Below are 23,612 nucleotides of genomic sequence, written 5' to 3' on the forward strand. Positions count from 1 at the left end.
AGAAATAGACCATATAAGTATGATAAAATGTAACGCAGTGTTATGAAAAAGAGAGGTCGGAAAATGAGTATAAAAATGACGCCACCAGTTGAAAAAAACGAGTTTATAGATGTAGTGTTTGAAGATTTAACACATGATGGTGCCGGTGTTGCGAAAGTGAAGGGATATCCTATTTTCGTAAAAAACGGATTACCAGGTGAAGAAGCGCAAATTAAAATTATTAAAGTGAAGAAAAACTTCGCGTTCGGTCGTTTAATGAAGCTTCATCAAGAAAGTCCATATCGTAAAGATGCAGAATGCCCCGTGTACAACGAGTGCGGAGGTTGTCAACTTCAGCACTTAACATATGAAGGACAATTAAAAGCGAAAGAAAAACAAGTACGTGACGTTATGCAGCGCATCGGTGGATTAAGTGATGTTCCTGTTCATCCTGTACTTGGAATGAAAAACCCGTGGGTATACCGCAATAAAGCACAAGTGCCAATTGGAGAACGTGAAGGTGGACTTGTAGCTGGTTTCTATCGTCAAGGAACGCATGACATCATTAATATGGAATCATGCTTAATTCAGGCGGAAGAAAACGATACATTAATTCAAGAAGTAAAACGTATTTGTGAAAAGCACGGTATTTCGGCTTACAATGAAGAGCGTAACAAAGGAACACTTCGCCACGTAATGGCTCGCTACGGACAAGTAACAGGGGAAATTATGCTTGTCTTTATTACACGTACAGCTGAATTGCCAAATAAAGAAGCAATCATTGAAGAAATCGCAGCGAAATTCCCAGAAGTAAAATCAATCGTTCAAAACGTAAACACGAAACGTACAAACGTTATTTTCGGAGACAAAACGACAGTACTGTACGGATCAGAATATATTTATGACTTTATCGGTGACATTAAATTCGCGATTTCAGCACGTTCATTCTATCAAGTAAACCCAGAACAAACGAAAGTGCTATACGATAAAACGTTAGAATACGCAAAATTAAATGGTAACGAAACAGTAATTGATGCCTATTGCGGAATTGGATCAATCTCCTTATTCCTAGCACAAAAAGCGAAAAAAGTGTACGGCGTTGAAATCGTCCCAGAAGCAATCGAAGACGCAAACCGAAACGCAGCACTAAACAACATGACAAACGCTGAATTTGGCGTAGGAGAAGCAGAAGTAGTCATTCCAAAATGGTACAAAGAAGGCGTAATCGCCGACACAATGGTCGTAGACCCACCGCGTAAAGGCTGTGATGAAGCATTACTAAACACAATCATCGACATGAAGCCAAAGCGCGTCGTATATGTATCGTGTAACCCAGCAACATTAGCACGCGACTTAAAAGTGCTAGAAGAAGGCGGATATAAAACACAGGAAGTACAGCCTGTTGATATGTTCCCGCATACGACTCATGTAGAGTGTGTGACTTGGCTTAAGTTGGTATAATAAAAAAGCAGTTGATATAGAAAAATCTATACCATCTGCTTTTTGGTTTATAAAAATACCATTCAGCAACGATTTTAGTTAAAATGAATATTGCTGATTTTCACAAAATATAAATGTCCAAATGTACTTTTGCTATTTGGCTTTATATTTTTAAATTGAGAGTTTGAAATTGTATTCATATTGAGAGGATTTGAATTTGAAATGATAGATAATTTTTGGAATGATTTACCACGACCATTTTTCGTACTTGCACCAATGGAAGATGTGACAGATGTTGTTTTCCGTCACGTAGTAAGTGAAGCTGGGCGACCGGATGTATTTTTCACAGAGTTTACAAACTCGGATAGCTATTGTCATCCAGAAGGTATGAAAAGTGTACGTGGCCGTTTAATTTTTACAGAAGATGAGCAACCGATAGTGGCGCATATTTGGGGAGATAATCCTGAATATTTCCGTCAAATGAGTATTGGTATGGCAGAGTTAGGATTTAAAGGTATTGATATTAATATGGGCTGCCCTGTACCGAACGTAGCATCAAGAGGAAAAGGTAGTGGTCTTATTCTACGTCCAGACGTTGCGGCAGAACTTATTCAAGCAGCAAAAGCGGGCGGACTACCTGTCAGCGTAAAAACACGACTTGGCTTTAAAGAGTTAAGCGAGTGGGAGGATTGGTTAACGCACATTTTTAAACAAGATATTGCGAACCTTTCTATTCACTTACGTACAAGAGAAGAAATGAGCCAAGTAGATGCGCACTGGGAACTAATTCCGGAAATTAAAAAATTACGTGACCGTATCGCACCAAATACGCTAATAACAATCAATGGAGACATTCCTGACCGTCAAACTGGAATGGAACTTGCTGAAAAATACGGTATTGATGGCGTTATGATTGGACGAGGAATCTTTAAAAATCCGTTTGCCTTTGAAAAAGAACCGAGAGAGCATAGCAGTCAAGAACACCTTGACCTTTTAAGACTGCAGCTTGACCTTCAAGATCAATATGCAGAAGTACTACCACGTTCAATCACAGGGCTTCATCGCTTCTTCAAAATTTATGTAAAAGGATTCCCTGGAGCTGCTGAACTAAGAAATCAATTGATGAACACGAAATCAACTGATGAAGTGCGTGCGTTGCTTGATAAGTTTGAGGCGAGTGTTGATAAGGATGGAGATAGTGAAACAGTGTAACTTTTGAAAGTTAGAGGGGATAGGGTGTAGCGATTTTATGAGTGTTTGTTCCATTTTAATTAAGGTGAACCGTATCATAAGTAAGTGAGGTATTCTATGTAAAACAAGGGTAAGAAAAGAATACAGGAGAAAATTGAAAATGGCAGGTTGGTCTTGATTTTCACTGATATTATCATGTTTATTTTATTATGCCTATAACTTGGAGGCTATGTGAATGTTAAGTGATCAGACGAGATATTCTAGGCTCGCGAATATAACAAAAATAATAAATACAAAATTAGAACTACGTGAAGTATTGCAGCGTGTAACAATGGCGATATCAGAGGAGATTGTTAGGTGCAACGCTGTTGGAATTTATTTACCCCAGGAAGATGGAACATTTAGAGGGTTTGCAGGAAAACCAGAGACCATAAATGGCGTAACGCTCGATACTCAGGTAATTGATCCTGAAATAGACTTACTGGCAAAAGAAGTTATTGAAACCAAAAAAACCATCTCTATCCCTGATACCTCAAAGGATCATCGGCCGGATCCGAGACCAGTTGATGCGTTCAAAATTAAGTCCTTATTAGCCCTGCCTATCTCATTTGGGCAAGAGTTATTTGGTCTGGTTTTTTTATTTGATTATGGAGCTCCAATGAACTTAACAGATTCAGAAATTCAAAGTGTTGAAGCTTATGTAAATATGGCTGCGGTCGCAATTCAAAACGCAAATAATTTAACACAAAAGGAAAACCTTATTGCCGAGAAGCAGCTGTTACTAGATGTTACCCGTGAGTTATCAATGTGTTCCTCGATACAGGAGAGTTTTGATAAATGTTTTTTTTACTTAGGACAGATTTTAGAGAGTAAAAACATGGCTGCCCACCTTTTAGACCCGATAGACAAAACAACGATTAAAACAACGAAGTTAAGCAAGGACTGTGATTGGACAGAAGCGGATTGGATGGAGAAAAGCTATGAAGCCAAGATCCAAGAGGTTATTCAAACAAAAAATATAGATAGTAAGGGTCTACTGATGATTCCATTGGTTTCAATGGGAGAAGTATTAGGGGTAATCGTCGTGGGCAAAGAGGGAAAAGCTCACAATTACGATAATTCCCAAATTCAACTGGCAAAATCTATCGTTGATGCCACAGCTCCTACGTTTTCAAACTTGTTATATATGGATCAACTTGAAAGCATGGTGGAAGAGCGAACGAGGGAACTAGCTGCTGCTAATGAAAAAGTTACAAGTGTGATTGAAATTATTACGGATGGATTCTTTACTTTGAATAATAAATGGGAATTCACGTACGTAAATAAGCATCAATATTTTCCACAAAGAAAAACAGCAAAAGATGTATTAGGTAAGAATATATGGGAGGTCTTCCCGAGTAGCGTCGACGCAGTTATGTATAAGGAATTTCATCGTGCAATGTCAGAGCGAATTACAGTTCATTTCGAATTTTTTTCTATCTCTGATGAATATTGGCACGAAGTTATTGCATACCCGTATGATGATGGTATTTGTTGTATTTTTAAAAACATAACGGAAAAAAAGCAATATGAGCAGGAATTGAAAAGGTTATCCAACATAGATTTAATAGGACAAATGGCAGCAGGTATCAGCCATGAGATCAGAAATCCAATGACAACAGTACGAGGGTTTTTGCAGTTATTAAAAGAAGAGCACACCTATGAGAAACATAATAAGTACTTTAAATTAATGATTGAAGAACTTGACCGTGCCAATTCTATTATTACTGAATTTCTCTCAATGGGTAATACAAAGAAATCGGATTTGCAGATGTTAGATTTAAATTCAATTATCCACGATATTATTCCTTTAATAAAGATTGATACGTATAATCAAAATAAATATATTCAAGTCGATACAAATGACATTCCAGAATTACTTTTAAATCGTAATGAGATACGGCAATTATTAATAAACCTATACCGTAATGGCTTAGAAGCGATGAGCACAGGGAAAATTCTAACCATTAGCACCTACAAGGAATGTCAAAATTGTGTGGTGCTTGCAGTGCGGGATCAAGGAAAAGGTATCAGGCCTGAAGTATTAGAGAAACTGGGTACTCCATTTTACACGACCAAAGATAATGGAACTGGATTGGGATTAGGCGTATGTTATGCTATTGCTACCCGGCATAATGCGAAAATAGAAATTCAAACAGGCTCGGAAGGCACTACCTTTTTTGTTAAATTTAATTATGAAAATAATGAACAATAACCTCATTTAGATTAGTTACGGTGAACCGTACCACAAATAAAAAGGAAAACCTAAGTAAACACAATCAATATATTTCACCTGAATTTTGCGTAACATTCATGTTTGAGTTGCCCACTAAATTAGAGTTGCATAAAAATGGACTAACCTATATCAGGTTAGTCCATTTTTAAGTGTGTTAATTAATAGTAAATCCCCATCCGTAATTTTGCGCGATTATCCCATCCTTTTTTGCTGTTTTAAAATCATCCCCAAAAGCATTAATCCACCTAAGACTACAAAACCTACCTCTAAAATGTTAAAGTAATAACTTAACGATATTAATTTATACATGCTAAAAGCATTACTATAATCAACATTTCAGGAGGAAATACAATGGCAATGAGCAACAACGATATATTAAAAAGAGTAAGATACGCTTTAGATATAAGAGATATAGATATGGTAGAAATCTTTGAACTTGGCGGGATGGAAGTAACGAAAGAGGACGTACTTGATATGCTTACAAAAGTAAAGAGAAGTCCACAACATGAAGCTGAAAATGATGATGTAATCGAAGATGAGTACGTATTAACATGCGACATGATGATGCTAGAGGCATTTTTAAATGGATTTATTACTTTAAAAAGAGGGAAGCAAGATCCGAAACCAGGGCAACCGGCACCTGTACAGAGCAAGGAGAGTGCCAATAACCTTCTTTTAAAGAAAATGAAAATAGCACTATCTTTAACGAGTGAAGATGTGCTTGATATATTAGACAGCGTAGGCGTCATCGTAACAAAAGGAGAGTTAGGCGCTTTATTAAGAAAGAAAGGCCATAAGCATTACAAAGAGTGCGGCGATAGATACGCAAGGAATTTCATTAAGGGATTGGCTGTAAAGTATAGAGGATAATAAGTTTGTTAAAGCAGTAAATGATATAATAGATAGAGTAGGGCGTTTGTGTCCTATTCTTTTTTATTTGTAAAATAATACACTAGGTGATGAAATGGTACATACATATTTAGGTGAGACAATTAATTTTCATATAACTTATAAGAAGAAAAAGTCGGTGCGTCTTTTTGTAGATTCGTACGGAAATGTGGAAGTGCAAGCTCCAAAGGGAACACCTGTTGAATACTTAGTCCAGCTGCTAGAGGAGAAATGGGATTGGATTCAGAAAACACGTAAGGAAATGCAGGAGCGAGCGCTTGGTCCAAAGGAAAAGGATTATGATCAAGGCGAGGGCTTTCTGTATTTAGGGAATACGTATCCGATACAGATTTCTCAAGATGCAAGTATTACGCAAGACAATGCAGTTTTTGAAGGGGATAAGCTACACATTTATGTGAATGAGCTTAAGGATGAGAAAATCCAGCAGGCTTTAAAACGATTTTACTATAAGCAGTGCAAGGCATTAGTAGAGAAGAGTATTAAAGCGCATCAAAGTAATTTTAAAACAAAACCACGTTCTATTCGTATTACAGATAGTAGTCGTACGTGGGGAACTTGTGATTCAAATTTACAGTTAACGTTTAATTGGAAGCTAGCAATGGCACCTCAGAGGGTAATTGATTATGTAGTTGTTCATGAAATGTGTCATATGGTTCATTTAAATCATGATCGCTCTTTTTGGCGTCTTGTCGGGAAGATAATGCCTGATTATAAGGAAATGGAAAACTGGTTAGCGTTATCTAGTTGGAAGATGACGGTTTAGTTATTACTTTAGATTGTGGAATGAAATAAAGTAGAACCCTAATGAATTAGGGTTCTCTTTGTACATAGATTATCGTCCAAACTTCGCAGTGAAAGTATCGTCTATTCTCTCCATCGCATACCCACGATACCCCTCCGAAAGCAACGCCTGCTGTCCACCAGCATCACTCATCGGAACGCTCTTAACATCCGACCAATCTCTTTCCTTATCCCCAAGCAATTCCTTCACAAAAACATACCGCATACTACCACTATACTTCTCCTTCAGTGCAGCAATTTCCATCCCTTGCGCAAATTTATCTTTTAAACTCGGAATGTTAAAAGGTGCAACGGTGCAACAAACATAGTCGTACTGGCTGTCTTCTTTTTGTAATTCATCCATGATGACTGTGGCTAATATTTTTTGCATGCCATTTCCTCGACAGTTTGGATGAACGTTTGAGATTTCTTGATAGATGACGCGGTGTAGCTGACTTTCTGGTAGACCAATATCAAGCCCTAAATGTTCATCGTCGATAGGAGGGACTAGTAGGGCACGAAATGCGATGAGCTCGTTTTGTATAAACGCCCCGATCATCATGCCGTTTCCTTCTAGAATGTATTGAAATTCTTCTAGCGAGAGTGGTTGTAAACGACCTTTATCTTCTAGCGCTTCAACTATAACGTTTTGTAATGATAAAATTTGTTCCATATGTTCTAAAGATAGTAATGTAACGTGAAATGAATCGTTGTTTTGTTTTAATTTTCCTTCGTAAAGAATCGTCATGTGTTAGTCCTCCTTTAGCGTACAACGTCTTGAAAGACGGTTAATTCTTGTAATGTATTTTCGTTTATTTCAATGCCGAGTCCCGGCTTTTCGTTTAAGCGAATAAATGGTACGTCGTAATGTAAGTTTCCGATGTCTTTCGTGAATTTTAATGGTCCTGTTAGCTCGACGCTAGTAATGATTTTTTTTGAGAAAGCGACATGGAATCCTGCGGAAGAGGCAACAGATGATTCGACCATGGATCCAACTTGGCATTCAATGCCTGCCATTTCAGCTTGATGAGCGAGTTTTACAGCTGGATATATGCCGCCGCATTTCATTAGTTTTATATTCACTTTATCAGCTGCGTCTAATTTAATAATTTGGCGCATTTCACGAGAGCCTTTTAGTCCTTCATCAATCATAAGCGGAAGATCTGTTTTCGAACGAATATGAGCCATTGCGTCAATATCATCCGCTACAACAGGTTGTTCAATCCAGTCGATGTTTAAATGTCCTAATGAACGAAGTGCTGTTAATGTGTTTGCGCTATTTTTCCAGCCTTGGTTTACATCAACACGAATCGCGATATCATTTCCTACACGTTCACGTACAGCTTCAATTCGTTTTACATCTTCTTTTACATTCGTGCCGACTTTCATTTTGAAAGATTGGTAACCTTTCTTAATCATGGAAGCTGCTTCTTCAGCCATATTTTCTGGATCGGCGATACTTAAGACGTGAGTGACAGGAAATGCTTCATGGTAGCGTCCTCCAATTAATTGATATACAGGTTGATTTAGTTTTTTACCCAGTATATCAAAACAAGCGATATCAATCGCAGCTTTCGCAGTAGGAATACCGTAAATTGTATTGTCCATCATATCGTGTATTTTTTCGATATTCATTGGATTTTTCCCAATTAGAGCAGGAGCTAGTGTATGTTTTAAAACATGGAAAGTACTTTTCCATGATTCACCTGTAACGTGATCATCAGCAACGCCTTCACCGTAACCGATAATGCCTTCATCTGTTTCCATTTTGACGATAATAGAAGGCATATCAGAATAAGAACCATAACTAATAACAAACGGATCGCGAAGCGGTAAACGAATTGCGTAAAGGTGAATAGCTGTAATTTTCATTGAATAAAGACCCCTTCCTGTTTACAATGGTTTTGTACATTTGATATAGTTGACGTTAAATAGTCGTTAATTAATGATAAGGAGTTAGAGAAAATGATGATAAAAATTGCAGTTGTCGGTTCAAAAGAGTTTATGGAGAATCTTTTACCTATTGCTCATAAACTAGAAGAGATAGAGATTGATCCATATATTTACCTTCACCCGGCAGAATCTTCTGAACTATTAAAGCGTTTAAAACCTTGTGATGTTATTTTTTTCTCGGGTGCCCTACCTTATTATATGGCAAAAGAAATAAGAGAACAATTACCAATTCCAAGTACGTACTTACAGCAAGACGAGACAACTGTCGCTTCTTCACTTCTTTCTATAATATATCATCAAAGTATTCAACCTCATAAAATTTCAATTGATTTAGTAGATCGTTCGTTTATTAAAAATGTGTTCCATGATATCGGTCTGAAAGAAACTCCGCAAGTGATGGATTATGAAAATGTGTTATGGAGTAATGATGAAATTAAGAGAATCATTGATTTTCATTTAGCTAAATATCAATCAGGAGAGGCTGATTTAGCTTTAACTAGTATTCACGCTGTCTACGATGAACTTCAAAAAATAGGTATTCCTTCAGAGCGTATGATAGATCCAACGCAATCAATTATACATGGATTAAAAGATGCAAAAATAAAAGCTGAGTTAGCAAAAAGCCATTCAGCTACTGTTGGTGCTTGTATTATATCCTTTATAGAGTTACAAGAAAGCTCGCTTGAACAATTAAATGTAATTTCAAAAGAATTACGTGGTTCATTTAAACAAGTTGATGAAATGACTTTTATTTTGTATACAACTCGTGGTGATATTGAATTGAGTATAAAAACAAATACGATAGATCGTTTATTTATGAATATAGAAGGCGCAGTATCTATTGGATTTGGTTACGGAAAAACAGTAAATGAAGCGGAACAAAATGCAAAAATCGCTCGAGGTTTCGCAAAGAATAATCCGATAGAAAGCTGCTTTTATATACTAGCAAGTGATAAAGAATTATTTGGTCCGTTCCCGAAAGAACAGAGAGTACAAAGTTTAAAAAACGATAATCCTGAATTAATGAAAATAGCGAAGGAAACGAAGCTTAGTCCTGCAAACTTGTCAAAAATTATTCAGTTTAGTCAATCGCATCCATCATTGAAATTTACAGCGGCGGATCTTTCTGAGTACTTACAAGTGACTCGGCGATCGACGGAAAGGCTGTTAAAGAAATTAGTTGATTACAGATATGCCAATATTTGCGGCGAGGAAATGCCCTATCAACAAGGGCGCCCTCGTGCAATATATGAGCTGAATTTACCGTTGTATTCGTTTCGAAAATTTTAAGCTTCTAGTTGTGCTTTTTGTTTTTTCAGTAGGTCTGCTTTTTCAATATCAGATAGCTTCGTAATTGTGAAGCCAGTTATACCATAAATGATTGAGATAATAGGTACGATGAAATTCAATATAGCATAAGGAGCATATTCGAATGCACCGACTCCAAGTGTTGCGAGTATAAATACACCACATGTATTCCAAGGTACGAAAACAGAAGTTAATGTTCCGCCATCTTCTAATGCTCTGGATAAATTTTTAGAATGTAGTCCTTTTTCTGTGTACGCATTTGCATACATTCTTGAAGGAACAACAATCGAAATATATTGTTCAGAGCAAGTAAGATTCGTTGCAAAGCAAGATGCGATGGTAGAAGCGATAAGTCCTTTTGATGATGTCGCTAATTTTAAAATTTGATTTACAATTGAGCGAAGAATGCCAGTATGTTCTAGTACTCCGCCGAAAGTCATAGCGACAATTGTCATAGAAACTGTATTCATCATAGAGCTTAAGCCACCACGGTTAAATAGTTCATCTACTAACTTGTTTCCAGTGTCTATGACAAATCCACTTTGGAGTGCACCGACAGCTGATGAGACAGAGCCACCTTGAATAAAGACTTGTGATAAGAATCCTAAAATAACACCTACGAGAATAGCTGGTATAGCAGGGACTTTTTTAGCGACCAATACCATAACAACTACTGGTATAATTAATAGAAAAGGTGAGATAACAAAGTTTTGTTGCAATACTTGTAACGTTTGATCGATGCTTTTTGAATCAATATTGTTATCGCCAAAGCTTCTTCCTAAGAACGCATAAACGATAAGAGTAATAATTAAACCTGGAATTGTAGTAAATAACATGTGACGAATATGTGTGAATAAATCTGTATTTGTTAATCCTGCGGCTAAGTTTGTCGTGTCTGAAAGCGGTGACATTTTATCGCCAAAATAAGAACCGGAAATTATAGCACCGGCAACCATTGGAGCTGGGATTCCCATACTTAGGCCAATTCCCATTCCAGCAACACCGATTGTTCCCATTGTAGACCAAGAGCTACCGATTGCTAATGCAACGATAGAACAAATAATTGTAATTGAAACTAAAAATAGTGATGGAGTTAAAAGTTTTAAGCCGTAATAAATCATAGTAGCGACGATTCCGCCGCCAATCCAAGCACCGATCGTTAAACCTACAAGAATAATGATAACGATAGCGGGTAATGCAAGGCGAATTCCTTTATACATCGATTCTTCAATGTCATTCCATTTGTAACCGTATCGCCAAGCGACGATCGAAGCAACGGTTGTACCAATAATAAGTGGGACGTGAGGGCTTTGTTCTAATACAACAATTGTAACCATCATAACTGCAACTGTAATGATAATAGGGATTATTGCTATGCCAAAAGGTATTTCTCTTTTCATAAACTGCCTCCTCATTATGTATGTTTGTATTTTTAGAATTGTCGCAAAATAGACGTTATTAAGTTATAATAACTAAAAATAGATATAAGCGTCAATATATAAACAGAAAATATCGAATCTTCTATTTGTATGGATATCTTTATAAGATGAGTTGAAATCGGGTATTAATGGTATTAAAAAATAAACAATTGACTTTTTTCTTAAAATTCAATATGTTCATAAAAACATCTGTTTTTCATAAGTATAATTAATCTGAATGGTTTGTAATTAGGGGAAGGAGAATGAAGCTTTGAAAACATTAGAACTACAAGAGCGTTTAACTGAAATTTTTCAGCATTTACATGAAAACCCTGAAGTAAGCTGGAAGGAATATGAAACGACAGCTTATATTACTAACTTTCTAAAAGAAGAAGGAATTTCATATAAAATATTTGATGATTGCCCTGGCGTGATTGCTGAAATCGGAAGAGGGAATCCAGTTATCGCGATTCGTGCTGATATGGATGCACTATGGCAAGAAGTAGACGGAGAATTTAAAGCGAATCACTCGTGCGGCCACGATGCTCATATGACAATTGTGATGGGCCTTATTTTACAATTGAAAAATATGAGATGGGATAGTGGTACTGTTAGATTTATTTTTCAGCCGGCAGAGGAAAAAGGAAATGGTTCCTTAAAGATGGTAGAGAAGGGCGCCGTGGATGATGCTGATTTCTTATTTGGTGTTCATTTAAGGCCGATTGAAGAACTGCCTTTGAAACAAGCAGCCCCATCTATTCGTCACGGAGCTGCAGCATTTTTAGAAGGGATGATTCATGGAGATGATGCACACGGTGCACGCCCACATCAAGGTATAAATGCAATTGATGTCATTTCGATGATCAATATTGGATTGAAAAATATATGGTTACCGCCGCAGACGTCTTATTCTGTTAAGATGACGAGATGCCAAGCTGGTGGTGATAATCTAAATATTATTCCAGGTAACGGGCATTTTAGTTTAGATGTAAGAGCAGAAAATAACATATTACTAGATGAATTGAAGCGAAGAATAGAGCAAGTAATTCAGTCAGCTGAATCAATGGGATCTAAACTTTCTTATGAGTGGATTGATCTCGCACCAGGAGCTGAAGTGTCAGAAGAAGCTGAGCGTTTCATGCGGAAAGGCATTCTTGAAGTGTACGGGGAAGAGGGATGTACTGGACCACTGTATACGACAGGAAGCGATGATTTCCATTACTATACAGTGAAAAGACCCCATTTAAAAGCTGTCATGCTTGGACTAGGGGCGAACTTACAACCTGGATTACACCATCCGTATATGAAGTTTGATCATAGCTGTATAATGGATGGAGTAGAAATATTGAAACAAACTGTATTGAAAGTATTAGAAGACAGGGGCTAGAAAGCTCCTGTTTTTTTGGTAGGAATTTGTTGTTAAGTCGATATATTTGATTTCGCGATAATATAATTTCACGTACCAATTAATTTGATAAAAATGAGCATTCAGTACGTGGTGTATAATAATAGTAATATTTCTTAATAGGAGCAAACGAATGAACGAACAATATTACGATGCTGTATTAAATATAAAAACTGTCGGCGAGCAAAAAGGATTTAATAAGTCTATGCATTATCACCGTTATGAACCGACGCCATATAGCGGATTAGATGAGTTATTGAATCAATATGAAATAACAAGTAGCGATCGAATTGTAGACTTTGGGTGCGGAAAAGGGAGATTGAATTTTTACATGCACCATAAGTGCGATGCATTAGCGGTTGGAATTGAAATGAATGAAGAGTTTTATAAAGAAGCAATGGATAATCGTGATCGTTATGCGCGAAAAGTGAGAAACAGTAAAGATAAAATTCGGTTTGAATGTTGTTTAGCGCAGGAATATGAGATTGATCCACGTGATAACCGGTTTTATTTCTTCAATCCATTTTCTGTACAAGTGTTTATGAACGTAGTGAATAACATTTTGCTTTCGGTAGAGGAAATAGAGAGGGAAGTGGATATTATTTTATACTATCCTTCTGAAGATTATATTTTCTTCTTAGAGAACCAGACTGCGTTTGAATTGAAGAGAGAGGTTAGATTGCCGGGTGCTTATGAGAAGAATGGGAATGAGAGATTTTTAGTTTATACATTAGGATTATAAAAAAAGCAGGTGCCTTGGCACCTGCTTTTTTAAAACTCACGTCTATATAATTAGTTACGGATTAAGTAATCAAATGCACCTAAAGCTGCATTCGCACCTGAACCCATAGAGATGATGATTTGTTTGTACGGATTATTTGTACAGTCACCTGCACCAAACACTCCTGGTACGTTTGTAGCGCCGTGCTTGTCTGTTACGATTTCACCGCGAACGCGTTCAACTGTTTCGCCTAACCAGTCTGTGTTTGGCACAAGACCGATTTGAACGAATACACCTTGTAATTCAACATGGTGTACTTCTTCAGTTTCACGATCGATGTAAGAAATACCGTTTACTTTGTCAGTACCAGTAATTTCTTTCGTTTGAACGTTTTTCAGAACAGTTACGTTAGGTAAGCTGTTAAGACGTTCTTGTAATACAGCATCAGCTTTTAATTCTGGCATGAATTCAAGAACAGTTACGTGCTTAACAATACCTGCTAAGTCAATAGCTGCTTCAATACCAGAGTTACCACCGCCGATAACCGCTACATCTTTTCCGATGAATAATGGACCGTCACAGTGTGGGCAGTATGCTACACCTTTGTTTTTGAACTCAGCTTCACCCGGTACGCCAACATTACGCCAGCGAGCACCTGTTGAAACGATTACGCTCTTACTTTTCAGAATAGCGCCGTTTTCAAGTTCCACTTCAATAAGTTCTTTTTTCTCTAAACGTTTCGCACGTTGTAGATTCATTACATCGATGTCGTATTCTTTTACGTGCTCTTCAAGGCTTGCTACTAGCTTAGGACCTTCAGTGCGTTTTACGCTGATGAAGTTCTCAATACCCATAGTATCCATTACTTGACCACCGAAGCGCTCAGCAACGATACCAGTGCGGATGCCTTTACGTGCTGCATAAATTGCTGCACTTGCACCAGCTGGGCCGCCACCAACAACAAGAACATCGTATGGATCTTTATCAGAAAGCTCTGATGCATCTGGACCGTTACCCATTTTAGCTAAAATTTCTTCAAGTGTCATACGACCGCTTCCGAAAGATTCACCGTTTAGGTAAACAGTTGGTACTGCCATGATGTCTTTACTTTCTACTTCCTCTTTAAATGCAGCGCCATCAATCATAGTATGTGTAATACCAGAGTTTAGAACGCTCATTACGTTAAGAGCTTGTACAACATCAGGACAGTTATGACAACTTAGGCTGATATAAGATTCAAAATGATATTCGCCTTGAATGTTTTTGATTTGATCGATTAATTTTTGTTCAACTTTTGGAGCACGTCCACTAACTTGTAGTAAAGCTAACACTAATGAAGTAAATTCGTGTCCTAATGGAATACCAGCGAATACGACACCAGTGTCTTCACCAGGGCGATTTACGCTAAAGCTTGGTGTTCTCTCTAGTTCAACTTTTTCTACTGTAATCTTAGATGACATAGTAGCTAATTCATCTACTAGAGATAACATATCTTTAGATACGTTATCGTCTCCTGCGCTCACTTTAAGTAAAATATCGTTCTCCATTAACTGAAGGTATTGGGATAGTTGTGTTTTTATATCTGCATCTAGTATCATTTTGATCGAACTCCTTAGATTTTGCCTACAAGGTCAAGGCTTGGTTTAAGTGTTGCAGAACCCTCTTGCCATTTAGCTGGACAAACTTCACCTGGGTTGTTACGTACGTATTGAGCTGCTTTAATTTTGTTAACAAGAATGCTTGCGTCACGGCCGATACCGTCAGCATTGATTTCCATAGATTGGATAACGCCGTCTGGATCGATGATGAATGTACCACGAGCAGCAAGACCTTCTTCTTCCATTAAAACGTTGAAGTTTGTAGTGATTGTGCGAGTTGGGTCACCAATCATAATGTATTCGATTTTGCCGATAGTTTCTGAGCTATCATGCCATGCTTTGTGAGTGAAGTGAGTGTCTGTAGATACAGAGTATACTTCAACGCCTAAGTCTTTTAGAGTTGCGTATTGGTTTTGTAAGTCTTCAAGTTCAGTTGGACAAACGAATGTGAAGTCTGCTGGATAGAAACAAACTACGCTCCATTTTCCTTTTAAACTTTCGTCAGTAACTTGGATAAATTCTCCATTATGGTAAGCATTAGCTTTAAACGGTTTTACTTCTGTGCCGATTAATAACATATTAAAATTCCTCCTAAAGGTTGGTTTTGAGCATCGGAAATTAGTTTGCTCATAAAATATATTTTTTAATTAACTATAATAATTCTAATTCGATATTAATTATCATATAGAAGTGGTTATTTTGTCAAGAGAATAAACCAACTTTATACCAATTTAATTAATATTTATTCTCAATTAAGGCTGCTAGGGAATTAAAAGGTAATTTTCAAGTCATAAATTTTCAATGAGTGTTTGAAAGAGTAGTGTGTATGTTAGAGACATGGTGTAAGTATAAATTCTTAGGAAGGAAATATTTCTTAGAAGTTGTGGATTTGAAAAGGAACTGCTTACTTCTATTTTACAAAGAATTGTGCAATAAATAAAACAAAATGTATCGGAATCTTTGTGAACAATTATTGTCATCTTAAATATATATAATAAGAAGTATATTGCAATGAGAAATAGAAACATTGACGCTCATTTCTAACAAGATATAATAAAAGCGAGATATGTATTGCAATAGAGAAGATATAGTATAGATTGAAAAAGTTTCAGTCTATTATTTTTTACGGCTTTTAGAAAACGTTTACATTTAGTGTGGAGGGGAAACCATGTCTAAGTTCACGAAGTATTTTTTAATGGAAGCTAAAGATGTGATTGCATATGTGCAAGAGAAATTACCTAAGTTCGAGCATGCAAAGGGGCTAAAGTGTAAAGAAATAGGTGATGGTAATTTAAATTATGTGTTCCGCGTTTGGGATGAACAGAAGAACATGTCTGTCATTGTAAAGCAAGCTGGGGATACAGCGCGTATTTCAGATGAGTTTAAGTTGTCGACGAATCGAATCCGTATAGAATCAGATGTTTTGCGATTAGAAGGAGAGTTAGCATCTGGACTCGTGCCAAATGTATATTTGTTTGATAGTGTGATGAATTGTTGCGTGATGGAAGATTTATCAGATCACACAATATTGCGTACAGCACTCATAAATCATCAAATGTTTCCGAGGCTTGCTGATGATTTAACTACTTTTATGGTAAATACCCTTCTATTAACATCAGATGTTGTAATGAATCATAAAGAGAAGAAGGAGCTCGTGAAGAATTATATAAATCCTGAGTTATGTGAGATTACAGAGGACCTCGTATATTCAGAGCCATTCACAAACCATAATAAACGCAACGAATTGTTTCAATTAAATGAAGGATGGATTAGGGAGCATATTTATAGTGATAAAGAGCTTCGTATGGAAGTAGCAAAACTTAAGTTTTCGTTTATGACGAATGCACAAGCGCTACTTCACGGTGATTTACATACTGGTTCTGTTTTTGTAAAAAGTGATTCTACAAAGGTTATTGATCCTGAATTTGCTTTTTATGGACCTATGGGATATGACGTTGGGAATATAATGGCGAATTTAATGTTTGCATGGGTGAATGCAGATGCAGTGATGCAATCTGGTATTGAGAAAGATACATATATGAACTGGATAGAATCTACCATGATAGATGTAATTGATTTATTTAAGAAGAAGTTTTTAGATGCTTGGGATATTCATGTGACAGAGATTATGGCGAAGGAAGAAGGCTTTAACCGAGTTTATTTACAATCTGTATTAGAGGATACAGCTGCAGTGACGGGTCTTGAGTTAATTCGTCGTATTGTTGGTCTAGCGAAGGTAAAGGATATGACTTGTATTGTGAATGAAGAGGCGCGTGCTAGAGCGGAGCGAATTTGTCTTCAGACAGCGAAGAAGTTTATTTTACAAGCGAATCAATATAAAACAGGTAGCAGCTTTGTAGAAACGTTAAAAAAACAGTCAATGCATAGTGCGAAATAAGGGGAGAAGATGATGGCAGAGCAATTAATACCAATTCAGTGGAAAGATGATGCTTTAGTGTTATTGGATCAAACGGTATTACCGAACGAAGTAGTCTATGAATCTTTTAAAACGGCTGAGGGTGTGTGGGATGCGATTCAAGTAATGAAAGTACGAGGAGCGCCGGCAATAGGTGTTTCAGCAGCCTACGGTGTGTATTTAGGAGTAAAGGAAGTTGCGGAAAGTTCGGCGGAAGAATTCATAGCGGAAGTAAAAAAGGTATGTGCATACTTAGCGACATCAAGACCGACGGCAGTAAATTTATTTTGGGCGCTTGAAAGAATGGAAAGTGTCGCGAAAGAGAATGCTCACTTATCAATTGCGCAGTTGAAAGATAGATTATTAGAAGAAGCAAAAGAGATTCATAGAGAAGATGAAGAAATTAACCGTCAAATTGGAGAACATGCATTAACATTATTCCATGATGGCATGGGGGTATTAACGCATTGTAATGCAGGTGCGTTAGCAACGACTAAGTATGGAACTGCGACAGCTCCAATGTACTTAGCGAAAGAAAAAGGATGGGACTTAAAAATATATTCCGATGAAACACGCCCTAGATTACAAGGTTCAACGTTAACGGCATTAGAACTGCAGCGAGCGGGAATTGATGTAACGGTCATTACAGATAATATGGCGGCAATGGTCATGTCACAAGGGAAAATCGATGCAGTAATCGTTGGATGTGATCGTGTAGCAGCAAACGGGGATGTAGCAAATAAAATTGGAACATTAGGTGTTTCGATTTTGGCTAAATATTATAACATTCCGTTTTATGTAGCAGCACCAACGCCGACAATTGATTTGAAAACACTGACAGGAAAAGAAATTCCAATTGAAGAAAGGGATGCTTCTGAAGTGATCAATCGTTTCGGACAATACTCTGCTCCTCAAGAAAGTAAAGTATACAATCCGGCATTTGATGTCACGCCATATGAAAATGTAACAGCGATTATTACGGAAAAAGGAATTGTGAGAGCACCGTTTATGGAGAATTTAAAAAAGCTATTTCAATAAGTAGATAGTTTTTAGAAAAATAGTCATCATAAGTTTCTTACTAGGGGGATGTATATGTTACTGCAAAAAGAAAGAGAAGAAGTTGTAGCGTACGGAAAGAAAATGATTTCTAGTGGTTTAACAAAGGGGACTGGCGGTAATATTAGTATTTTCAATCGTGAACAAGGTCTTGTTGCAATTAGCCCAAGTGGTCTAGATTATTATGAAACGACGCCTGAAGATGTAGTTATATTGAATTTAGATGGTGAAGTGATAGAAGGAGAGAGAAAACCATCAAGCGAATTAGATATGCACCTTATCTATTATAGAAATCGTGAAGATATAAATGCGCTTGTACATACACATTCTCCTTATGCGAAGACAATCGCATCATTAGGATGGGAACTTCCTGCTGTATCATATTTAATTGCTTTCGCAGGCCCGAATGTACGCTGTGCACCATATGAAACATTTGGTACGAAGCAATTAGCAGAGGCAGCTTTCGAGGGCATGATTGATCGCCGTGCAGTTTTACTTGCGAACCATGGTTTAATGGCCGGAGCGAATAATATAAAAATGGCGTTTACTATTGCAGAAGAAATAGAGTTTTGTGCTCAAATTTATTATCAAACGAAAAGTGTCGGAGAACCGAAATTACTGCCAGAAGACGAGATGGAGAATTTGGCGAAGAAGTTTGAAGGGTATGGGCAGCAGTAAAATGAAATGAAAACACCCTCAAGAAAAAAATCTTGAGGGTGTTTCTCTATGCCTTCTTCAATAACAAATACATAAAGTAAGGTGCACCAATTAAAGCAACGACAATACCAGCTGGAATACCGCTAGGTTCGACGATATTTCGTCCAATTGTATCCGCTAGTAGTAATAACCATCCGCCGATTAAAACGGCGATAGGGATGAATATTTGATGCCTTGGACCTACTAAAGATTTGGCGATGTGAGGAGCCATAAGTCCGATAAAGCTAATGCCTCCTGTTACGGAAACAGCAGCGGCAGCAAGTGCAACGGCTGCGATTAATAAGTATCTTCGTTCTTTTTCAATTTCAATTCCAACACCGATTGCTACTGGCTCGTTTAATGCTAGTATATTTAATCTATTTGCCTTATAGAAAACAAATGGGATTAATACGATTAGCCAAGGAAGCATTGCTAAAACAAATGTCCAGTCATCTCCCCAAATGTTTCCGGCAATCCATTTAGCGATAAAGTCTACTTTCATACGATCTGCAGATGAAATAAGTACAATCATCGCGCCAGATAGTGCAAAGGAAAAACCGATGCCGGTTAATGTTAATCTTATTGGCTGAAGGCCTGTGGATTTGCTATATGAAAATACGTAAATTAGAACAGCTGTTAGAAACGCACCGATAAATCCAATGACTGGTAGTAGGTAAAGAAATGAACCTACGTCTATCGGGAAGTATAGAAAGAAAACAGAAACTGCAACACCAGCACCAGCGTTAATGCCGAGAATACCAGGTTCAGCTAAATCGTTTCGGGTAATACCTTGTAATATAGCACCTGATAAAGCGAGTGCCATACCGGCTAATAATGTAATGACGATTCTAGGTAGCCTTAAAGAATATAAAACGAATTCTTCTTTAAATGAACCTTGTCCCATAAGTGTTGGGATTAATCTGTCATAGGAGAGAGCGGCAGAACCGAGCCCCATTCCAATTACAATTGTTGTGATGGTAAGTATGAGTAATGCAAGTATGATAAGGCGTTGTTTCTTTAGAATAGATTGCATCATGAGAAAGATCTTCCTCCTTTACGTACAATAAATAGGAAGAATGGTAATCCTACAATTGCGACGATTGCAGCAACTGGTGTTTCATACGGAGCGTTAATTGTGCGTCCGATTGTATCTGCGAGCAGCATAAAGGAAGCACCAGCGATCGCTGACATCGGTATAACAAAACGGTAATCTGGTCCAACGATTGGACGAACCATATGAGGTATCATTAAGCCGATAAATGCCATGTTTCCGACAAGCGCTACAGAAGCACCTGCAAGCAAGATAATAATGATAAATAAAATTGTTTTAATGACGATAATCTTTTGACCGAGTCCAACAGCAACTTCTTCACTGAAACTAAGAACTGTTAATTTCTTTGCAAGTAAGATAGCGATAAATATACTTATTGAAATAACCGGAATAATAATTTTTAATTGGCTCCAACTCGTTCCAATTACGCCCCCAGCCGTCCACATTGATACATCTTGTGAAATTTTAAAGTAAATGCCAACACCTTCTGAGATTGCAAGTAGAAATGCTGAAACAGCAGCACCAGCTAATACAATTCGAAGAGGGGAAAGTCCGCCCTTTTTCACCATGCCAATTCCAAATACCATAATAGCGCCAATTGCAGCACCGATAAAGCAAGCTAGTGTTAAGTAAAGATAGCTTATAGAAGGATTGAAGGCAAGTGTTAGTGCAAGTGCAGCATTTGCGCCACCAGTTAGGCCAAGTAATCCAGGATCGGCAAGTGGGTTTCGCGTTAATCCTTGCATAATTGCACCAGAAACAGCGAGTCCAGCTCCTACAAAAATAGCAGCAACTTCACGTGGTAAACGTATTTCACGAAGGATGGATAGCTTATCTCCTTTAGCAGAGGAAGTAAGTGCTAACCATACGTCTTTTATAGAAGTATCTGCAGCGCCTAACACCATTGCAAACATAAAAATAAGAAAGAATGCAATGATACTCAAAATTAATTTGTATGTAAAAGCGTTGGAACGTAGTTTGTCTTGCTCTTTTTTCATTCGTTTCACATCTTTTCTTTTCATAGAATAAAGGAAGAGGAATTCTTAAATTAAGAATTCCTCATGTTTGTATTATTGACCAAGAAAGCTCTTCTTGAAGAAGTCTAGTTGGAAATCTAATGTAAGTGGATCATTGAAATAGAATTCCATCATGTTTGCTTCATATACACGATTATTTTTTACTGCTGGAATGTTTTTATATGATTCTGTCTCTTGGAATGAGTTATCAGTATCTTTGTTTTTACTTACGATTAAGTAATCACCAGCAAACTCAGGTAATACCTCAGTAGATAATGCGTAGTATCCTTCTTTTAAAGCTTTTTCTTTTACTTTTTCAGGCATTTTTAATTTCATTTCTTGGTAAAGAATTTCTGTTCCACGGCCCCAGTTTTCGCCGTATACGTAAAGCTGTTTGTTGAAGTTTTCAACAACAGAAACTGTTGCATCTTCACCAATCTTCGCTTTAATGTCTTTTCCAGCTGTTTGTGCGCGTTTCTTGAAATCATCAACCCAAGTTTTTGCTTCTTTTTCTTTATTTAATAATTTACCGATTTCTAAGTGTTGTGTTAAGTAATCAACTTTTCCGTAAGTGTATGTTACAGTAGGAGCGATTTTCTTTAACTTATCAACATTTTTAATATTTGATAAACCAATGATTAAATCTGGATTTAATTCTGCAATCTTTTCAACATTTTCATCTGATACTTCAGCGACATTTTTCAGTTTGCTATCGAAACGTGGGTTTTGTTTAGACCATGAATCTACCCCAACAAGATTTACACCTAATGACATTACGTTACCAGCGAATGATGATAGGACAACAACACGTTGTGGATTTGCTGGAACTTCTACTTTACCATTTTCAGATTGGTATGTAATTGTTTCTGATTTCTTACCTTTTGCGTCGTTCTTCTTGTCTGTTGAACCGTTGCTACAAGCACTCATAACAAGGACGAACAGAACTGTTAGTGAAATAAATAATTTTTTCATCGTCTTTCTCCTTTTGATAGATGATATGTGATATACAATAAATTGTTTAGCTTTGATCTTTTGAAAAGTTAGTGGTAATACAAAAGTCTTATTAACAATCTTGAACTTGAGATTTTACCATGTAGTATTCACCATAGTAATAGAAGAAGATGTAATCTCACAGTTGCTAATAATTAACAAATTGATAATGATTATCACTATTGATTCTTTAAATACTATAATTTTATATAGGTGTATTGTCAATAGTGATTTTGATTGTAAAATTTATAAAAACAAGTTATATTTTATTGAGAATGATAATCAATTATTAGTAGCTGAGGAGTGACACGAATGAATCAAGAAGAATTGTTTGATGTAACTGTGATAGGCGGAGGACCTGCAGGGCTTTATTCAGCTTTTTATAGTGGACTAAGAGAGATGAAAACGAAAATAATAGAATTTCAACCACAGTTAGGTGGAAAAATACATGTTTATCCGGAGAAAATGATTTGGGATATTGGCGGATTATTACCGGTCACTGGTGAGAAATTAATTGAGCAACTTGTACAACAAGGATTAACATTTCAGCCTGAAGTTGTATTGAATACAAAAATAGAATCAATTATTCGTAATGAAGAGGGTATTTTTACGTTGAAAACAAGCTCTGGGGAAGAACATTTTTCAAAAACAGTGATCGTCGCAACTGGGAGTGGTATATTGAATCCACAAAAGTTATCAATTGAAGGTGCTGAGAGATTCGAAGTCTCAAATTTAAATTATACAGTTAAATCGTTAAAACGTTTCAAAGATAAAACGGTAATTATTTCAGGCGGAGGGAACTCTGCAATTGATTGGGCAAATGAATTAGAACCGATTGCGAAAAAAGTTTATTTAACATATAGAAAAGAAGAATTATCTGGTCATGAGGCACAAGTAAAACAACTTATGAACAGTTCGGCAGAATGTTTCTTTAATACATCGATTACAAAATTAATTGCTGGTGATAACCATGAAGCGATTGAATATGTAGAATTAACAAATCATGAAACAGGAGAGATTTCTCATTTATCTATCGATGAAGTTATTATTAATCATGGATATGAACGTGATATAACATTATTAGAAAATAGTGAGCTAGATGTTGCAATTATAGATAATTTTTATATTGCAGGTAATGCAAATAGTGAGTCGTCTGTAGATGGATTATATGCTGCTGGAGATATTTTAAAGCATGACGGGAAATTACATTTAATTGCAGGGGCATTCCAAGATGCTGGAAACGCTGTGAATAAAGCGAAACAATTTATTCAACCTGATGCAAGTGAGTACGGAATGGTTTCTTCCCATAATGAAGTATTTAAGAAGAGAAATCGAGAATTGATTAAGCAGATGATGAAATAATAAAGGAACAAGTATACCCCCATTTACATCTCTATTTCTATGGACGAG

20 protein-coding genes are annotated in these 23,612 nt (G+C 36.9%); 12 read left to right on the forward strand and 8 right to left on the reverse strand.

Features of this window, described 5'->3' with window-relative positions; translation table 11 throughout:
* Positions 1-63 precede the first annotated feature (63 nt).
* From rlmD to MKY90_RS01945, 5 genes are all read left to right on the forward strand, one after another.
* Positions 64-1,440: a 23S rRNA (uracil(1939)-C(5))-methyltransferase RlmD gene (rlmD, locus tag MKY90_RS01925; RefSeq protein WP_002124913.1), complete on the forward strand. Its 1,377-nt coding sequence runs from the start codon at positions 64-66 to the stop codon at positions 1,438-1,440.
* A 201-nt stretch (positions 1,441-1,641) separates the two neighbouring features.
* Positions 1,642-2,631, forward strand: a complete 990-nt coding sequence (locus MKY90_RS01930) for a tRNA dihydrouridine synthase (protein ID WP_341090177.1) — start codon at positions 1,642-1,644, stop codon at positions 2,629-2,631.
* Positions 2,632-2,845: 214 nt separating this feature from the next.
* A complete protein-coding gene (locus MKY90_RS01935; RefSeq protein WP_002124915.1) occupies positions 2,846-4,864 on the forward strand; it encodes a GAF domain-containing sensor histidine kinase in 2,019 nt (672 codons plus the stop codon).
* 372 nt (positions 4,865-5,236) lie between these two features.
* A complete protein-coding gene (locus MKY90_RS01940; RefSeq protein ID WP_003187106.1) occupies positions 5,237-5,755 on the forward strand; it encodes a YehS family protein in 519 nt (172 codons plus the stop codon).
* A gap of 94 nt (positions 5,756-5,849) precedes the next feature.
* Positions 5,850-6,557, forward strand: a complete 708-nt coding sequence (locus MKY90_RS01945) for a M48 family metallopeptidase (RefSeq protein ID WP_078178034.1) — start codon at positions 5,850-5,852, stop codon at positions 6,555-6,557.
* A 69-nt stretch (positions 6,558-6,626) separates the two neighbouring features.
* Here the strand turns inward: MKY90_RS01945 and MKY90_RS01950 are convergent, their stop codons facing one another.
* Positions 6,627-7,322 (reverse strand): N-acetyltransferase, encoded by a 696-nt coding sequence (locus tag MKY90_RS01950; protein ID WP_078178035.1) that lies wholly within the window; start codon positions 7,320-7,322, stop codon positions 6,627-6,629.
* Positions 7,323-7,336: 14 nt separating this feature from the next.
* Positions 7,337-8,446: a mandelate racemase/muconate lactonizing enzyme family protein gene (locus MKY90_RS01955; RefSeq protein ID WP_341090181.1), complete on the reverse strand. Its 1,110-nt coding sequence runs from the start codon at positions 8,444-8,446 to the stop codon at positions 7,337-7,339.
* A gap of 93 nt (positions 8,447-8,539) precedes the next feature.
* Here MKY90_RS01955 and MKY90_RS01960 point away from each other — a divergent pair, with 93 nt between their 5' ends.
* Positions 8,540-9,817, forward strand: coding sequence for a transcriptional regulator (locus MKY90_RS01960; RefSeq protein ID WP_341090183.1), 1,278 nt, complete (start codon positions 8,540-8,542; stop codon positions 9,815-9,817).
* On the opposite strand, the gene nhaC is transcribed toward MKY90_RS01960, so the two are convergent.
* The gene (gene nhaC / locus MKY90_RS01965) at positions 9,814-11,235 is read right to left on the reverse strand and encodes a Na+/H+ antiporter NhaC (protein WP_002151541.1); all 1,422 of its coding nucleotides are present in this window, start codon (positions 11,233-11,235) and stop codon (positions 9,814-9,816) included. The two genes, MKY90_RS01960 and nhaC, sit on opposite strands and share 4 nt — an antisense overlap.
* Positions 11,236-11,524: 289 nt before the next feature.
* Here nhaC and MKY90_RS01970 point away from each other — a divergent pair, with 289 nt between their 5' ends.
* Together MKY90_RS01970 and MKY90_RS01975 are read left to right on the forward strand one after the other, a co-directional pair.
* A complete protein-coding gene (locus MKY90_RS01970; protein ID WP_003187097.1) occupies positions 11,525-12,640 on the forward strand; it encodes a M20 peptidase aminoacylase family protein in 1,116 nt (371 codons plus the stop codon).
* A 151-nt stretch (positions 12,641-12,791) separates the two neighbouring features.
* Positions 12,792-13,400 carry an SAM-dependent methyltransferase gene (locus tag MKY90_RS01975; protein ID WP_002169275.1) on the forward strand — a complete coding sequence of 203 codons (609 nt, stop codon included), beginning with the start codon at positions 12,792-12,794 and terminating at the stop codon, positions 13,398-13,400.
* 50 nt (positions 13,401-13,450) lie between these two features.
* Here the strand turns inward: MKY90_RS01975 and ahpF are convergent, their stop codons facing one another.
* Positions 13,451-14,977, reverse strand: a complete 1,527-nt coding sequence (gene ahpF / locus MKY90_RS01980) for an alkyl hydroperoxide reductase subunit F (protein ID WP_002124933.1) — start codon at positions 14,975-14,977, stop codon at positions 13,451-13,453.
* A gap of 14 nt (positions 14,978-14,991) precedes the next feature.
* A complete protein-coding gene (ahpC, locus tag MKY90_RS01985) occupies positions 14,992-15,555 on the reverse strand; it encodes an alkyl hydroperoxide reductase subunit C (RefSeq protein WP_000924420.1) in 564 nt (187 codons plus the stop codon).
* 590 nt (positions 15,556-16,145) lie between these two features.
* Here ahpC and mtnK point away from each other — a divergent pair.
* Genes mtnK through MKY90_RS02000 form a run of 3 tightly spaced genes read left to right on the forward strand, consistent with a single transcriptional unit; the run spans position 16,146 to position 19,127 of the window.
* Positions 16,146-17,375 carry an S-methyl-5-thioribose kinase gene (gene mtnK, locus MKY90_RS01990; protein WP_341090185.1) on the forward strand — a complete coding sequence of 410 codons (1,230 nt, stop codon included), beginning with the start codon at positions 16,146-16,148 and terminating at the stop codon, positions 17,373-17,375.
* A gap of 12 nt (positions 17,376-17,387) precedes the next feature.
* Positions 17,388-18,431: an S-methyl-5-thioribose-1-phosphate isomerase gene (gene mtnA, locus MKY90_RS01995; protein WP_002124936.1), complete on the forward strand. Its 1,044-nt coding sequence runs from the start codon at positions 17,388-17,390 to the stop codon at positions 18,429-18,431.
* A gap of 54 nt (positions 18,432-18,485) precedes the next feature.
* A complete protein-coding gene (locus tag MKY90_RS02000; RefSeq protein WP_061676147.1) occupies positions 18,486-19,127 on the forward strand; it encodes an L-fuculose-phosphate aldolase in 642 nt (213 codons plus the stop codon).
* Between the two features lie 46 nt (positions 19,128-19,173).
* Here MKY90_RS02000 and MKY90_RS02005 read toward each other — a convergent pair whose 3' ends face one another.
* The 3 genes from MKY90_RS02005 to MKY90_RS02015 are packed head-to-tail and all read right to left on the reverse strand — an operon-like array spanning position 19,174 to position 22,184.
* Positions 19,174-20,181 (reverse strand): FecCD family ABC transporter permease, encoded by a 1,008-nt coding sequence (locus MKY90_RS02005; RefSeq protein WP_341090186.1) that lies wholly within the window; start codon positions 20,179-20,181, stop codon positions 19,174-19,176.
* Positions 20,178-21,218, reverse strand: coding sequence for a FecCD family ABC transporter permease (locus MKY90_RS02010; protein WP_341090188.1), 1,041 nt, complete (start codon positions 21,216-21,218; stop codon positions 20,178-20,180). Before MKY90_RS02010 ends, MKY90_RS02005 begins: the two co-directional genes overlap by 4 nt.
* A gap of 48 nt (positions 21,219-21,266) precedes the next feature.
* Complete coding sequence (locus MKY90_RS02015; RefSeq protein ID WP_000732562.1) at positions 21,267-22,184, reverse strand: iron-hydroxamate ABC transporter substrate-binding protein; 918 nt, start codon at positions 22,182-22,184, stop codon at positions 21,267-21,269.
* Between the two features lie 330 nt (positions 22,185-22,514).
* On the opposite strand from MKY90_RS02015, the gene MKY90_RS02020 reads away from it, so the two are divergent.
* Positions 22,515-23,564: an NAD(P)/FAD-dependent oxidoreductase gene (locus MKY90_RS02020; protein WP_002124939.1), complete on the forward strand. Its 1,050-nt coding sequence runs from the start codon at positions 22,515-22,517 to the stop codon at positions 23,562-23,564.
* Positions 23,565-23,612: the final 48 nt, after the last annotated feature.

Source organism: Bacillus sp. FSL P2-0099, assembly GCF_038007445.1.
In the GTDB taxonomy this organism is placed as follows: Bacteria; Bacillota; Bacilli; order Bacillales; family Bacillaceae_G; genus Bacillus_A; species Bacillus_A mycoides.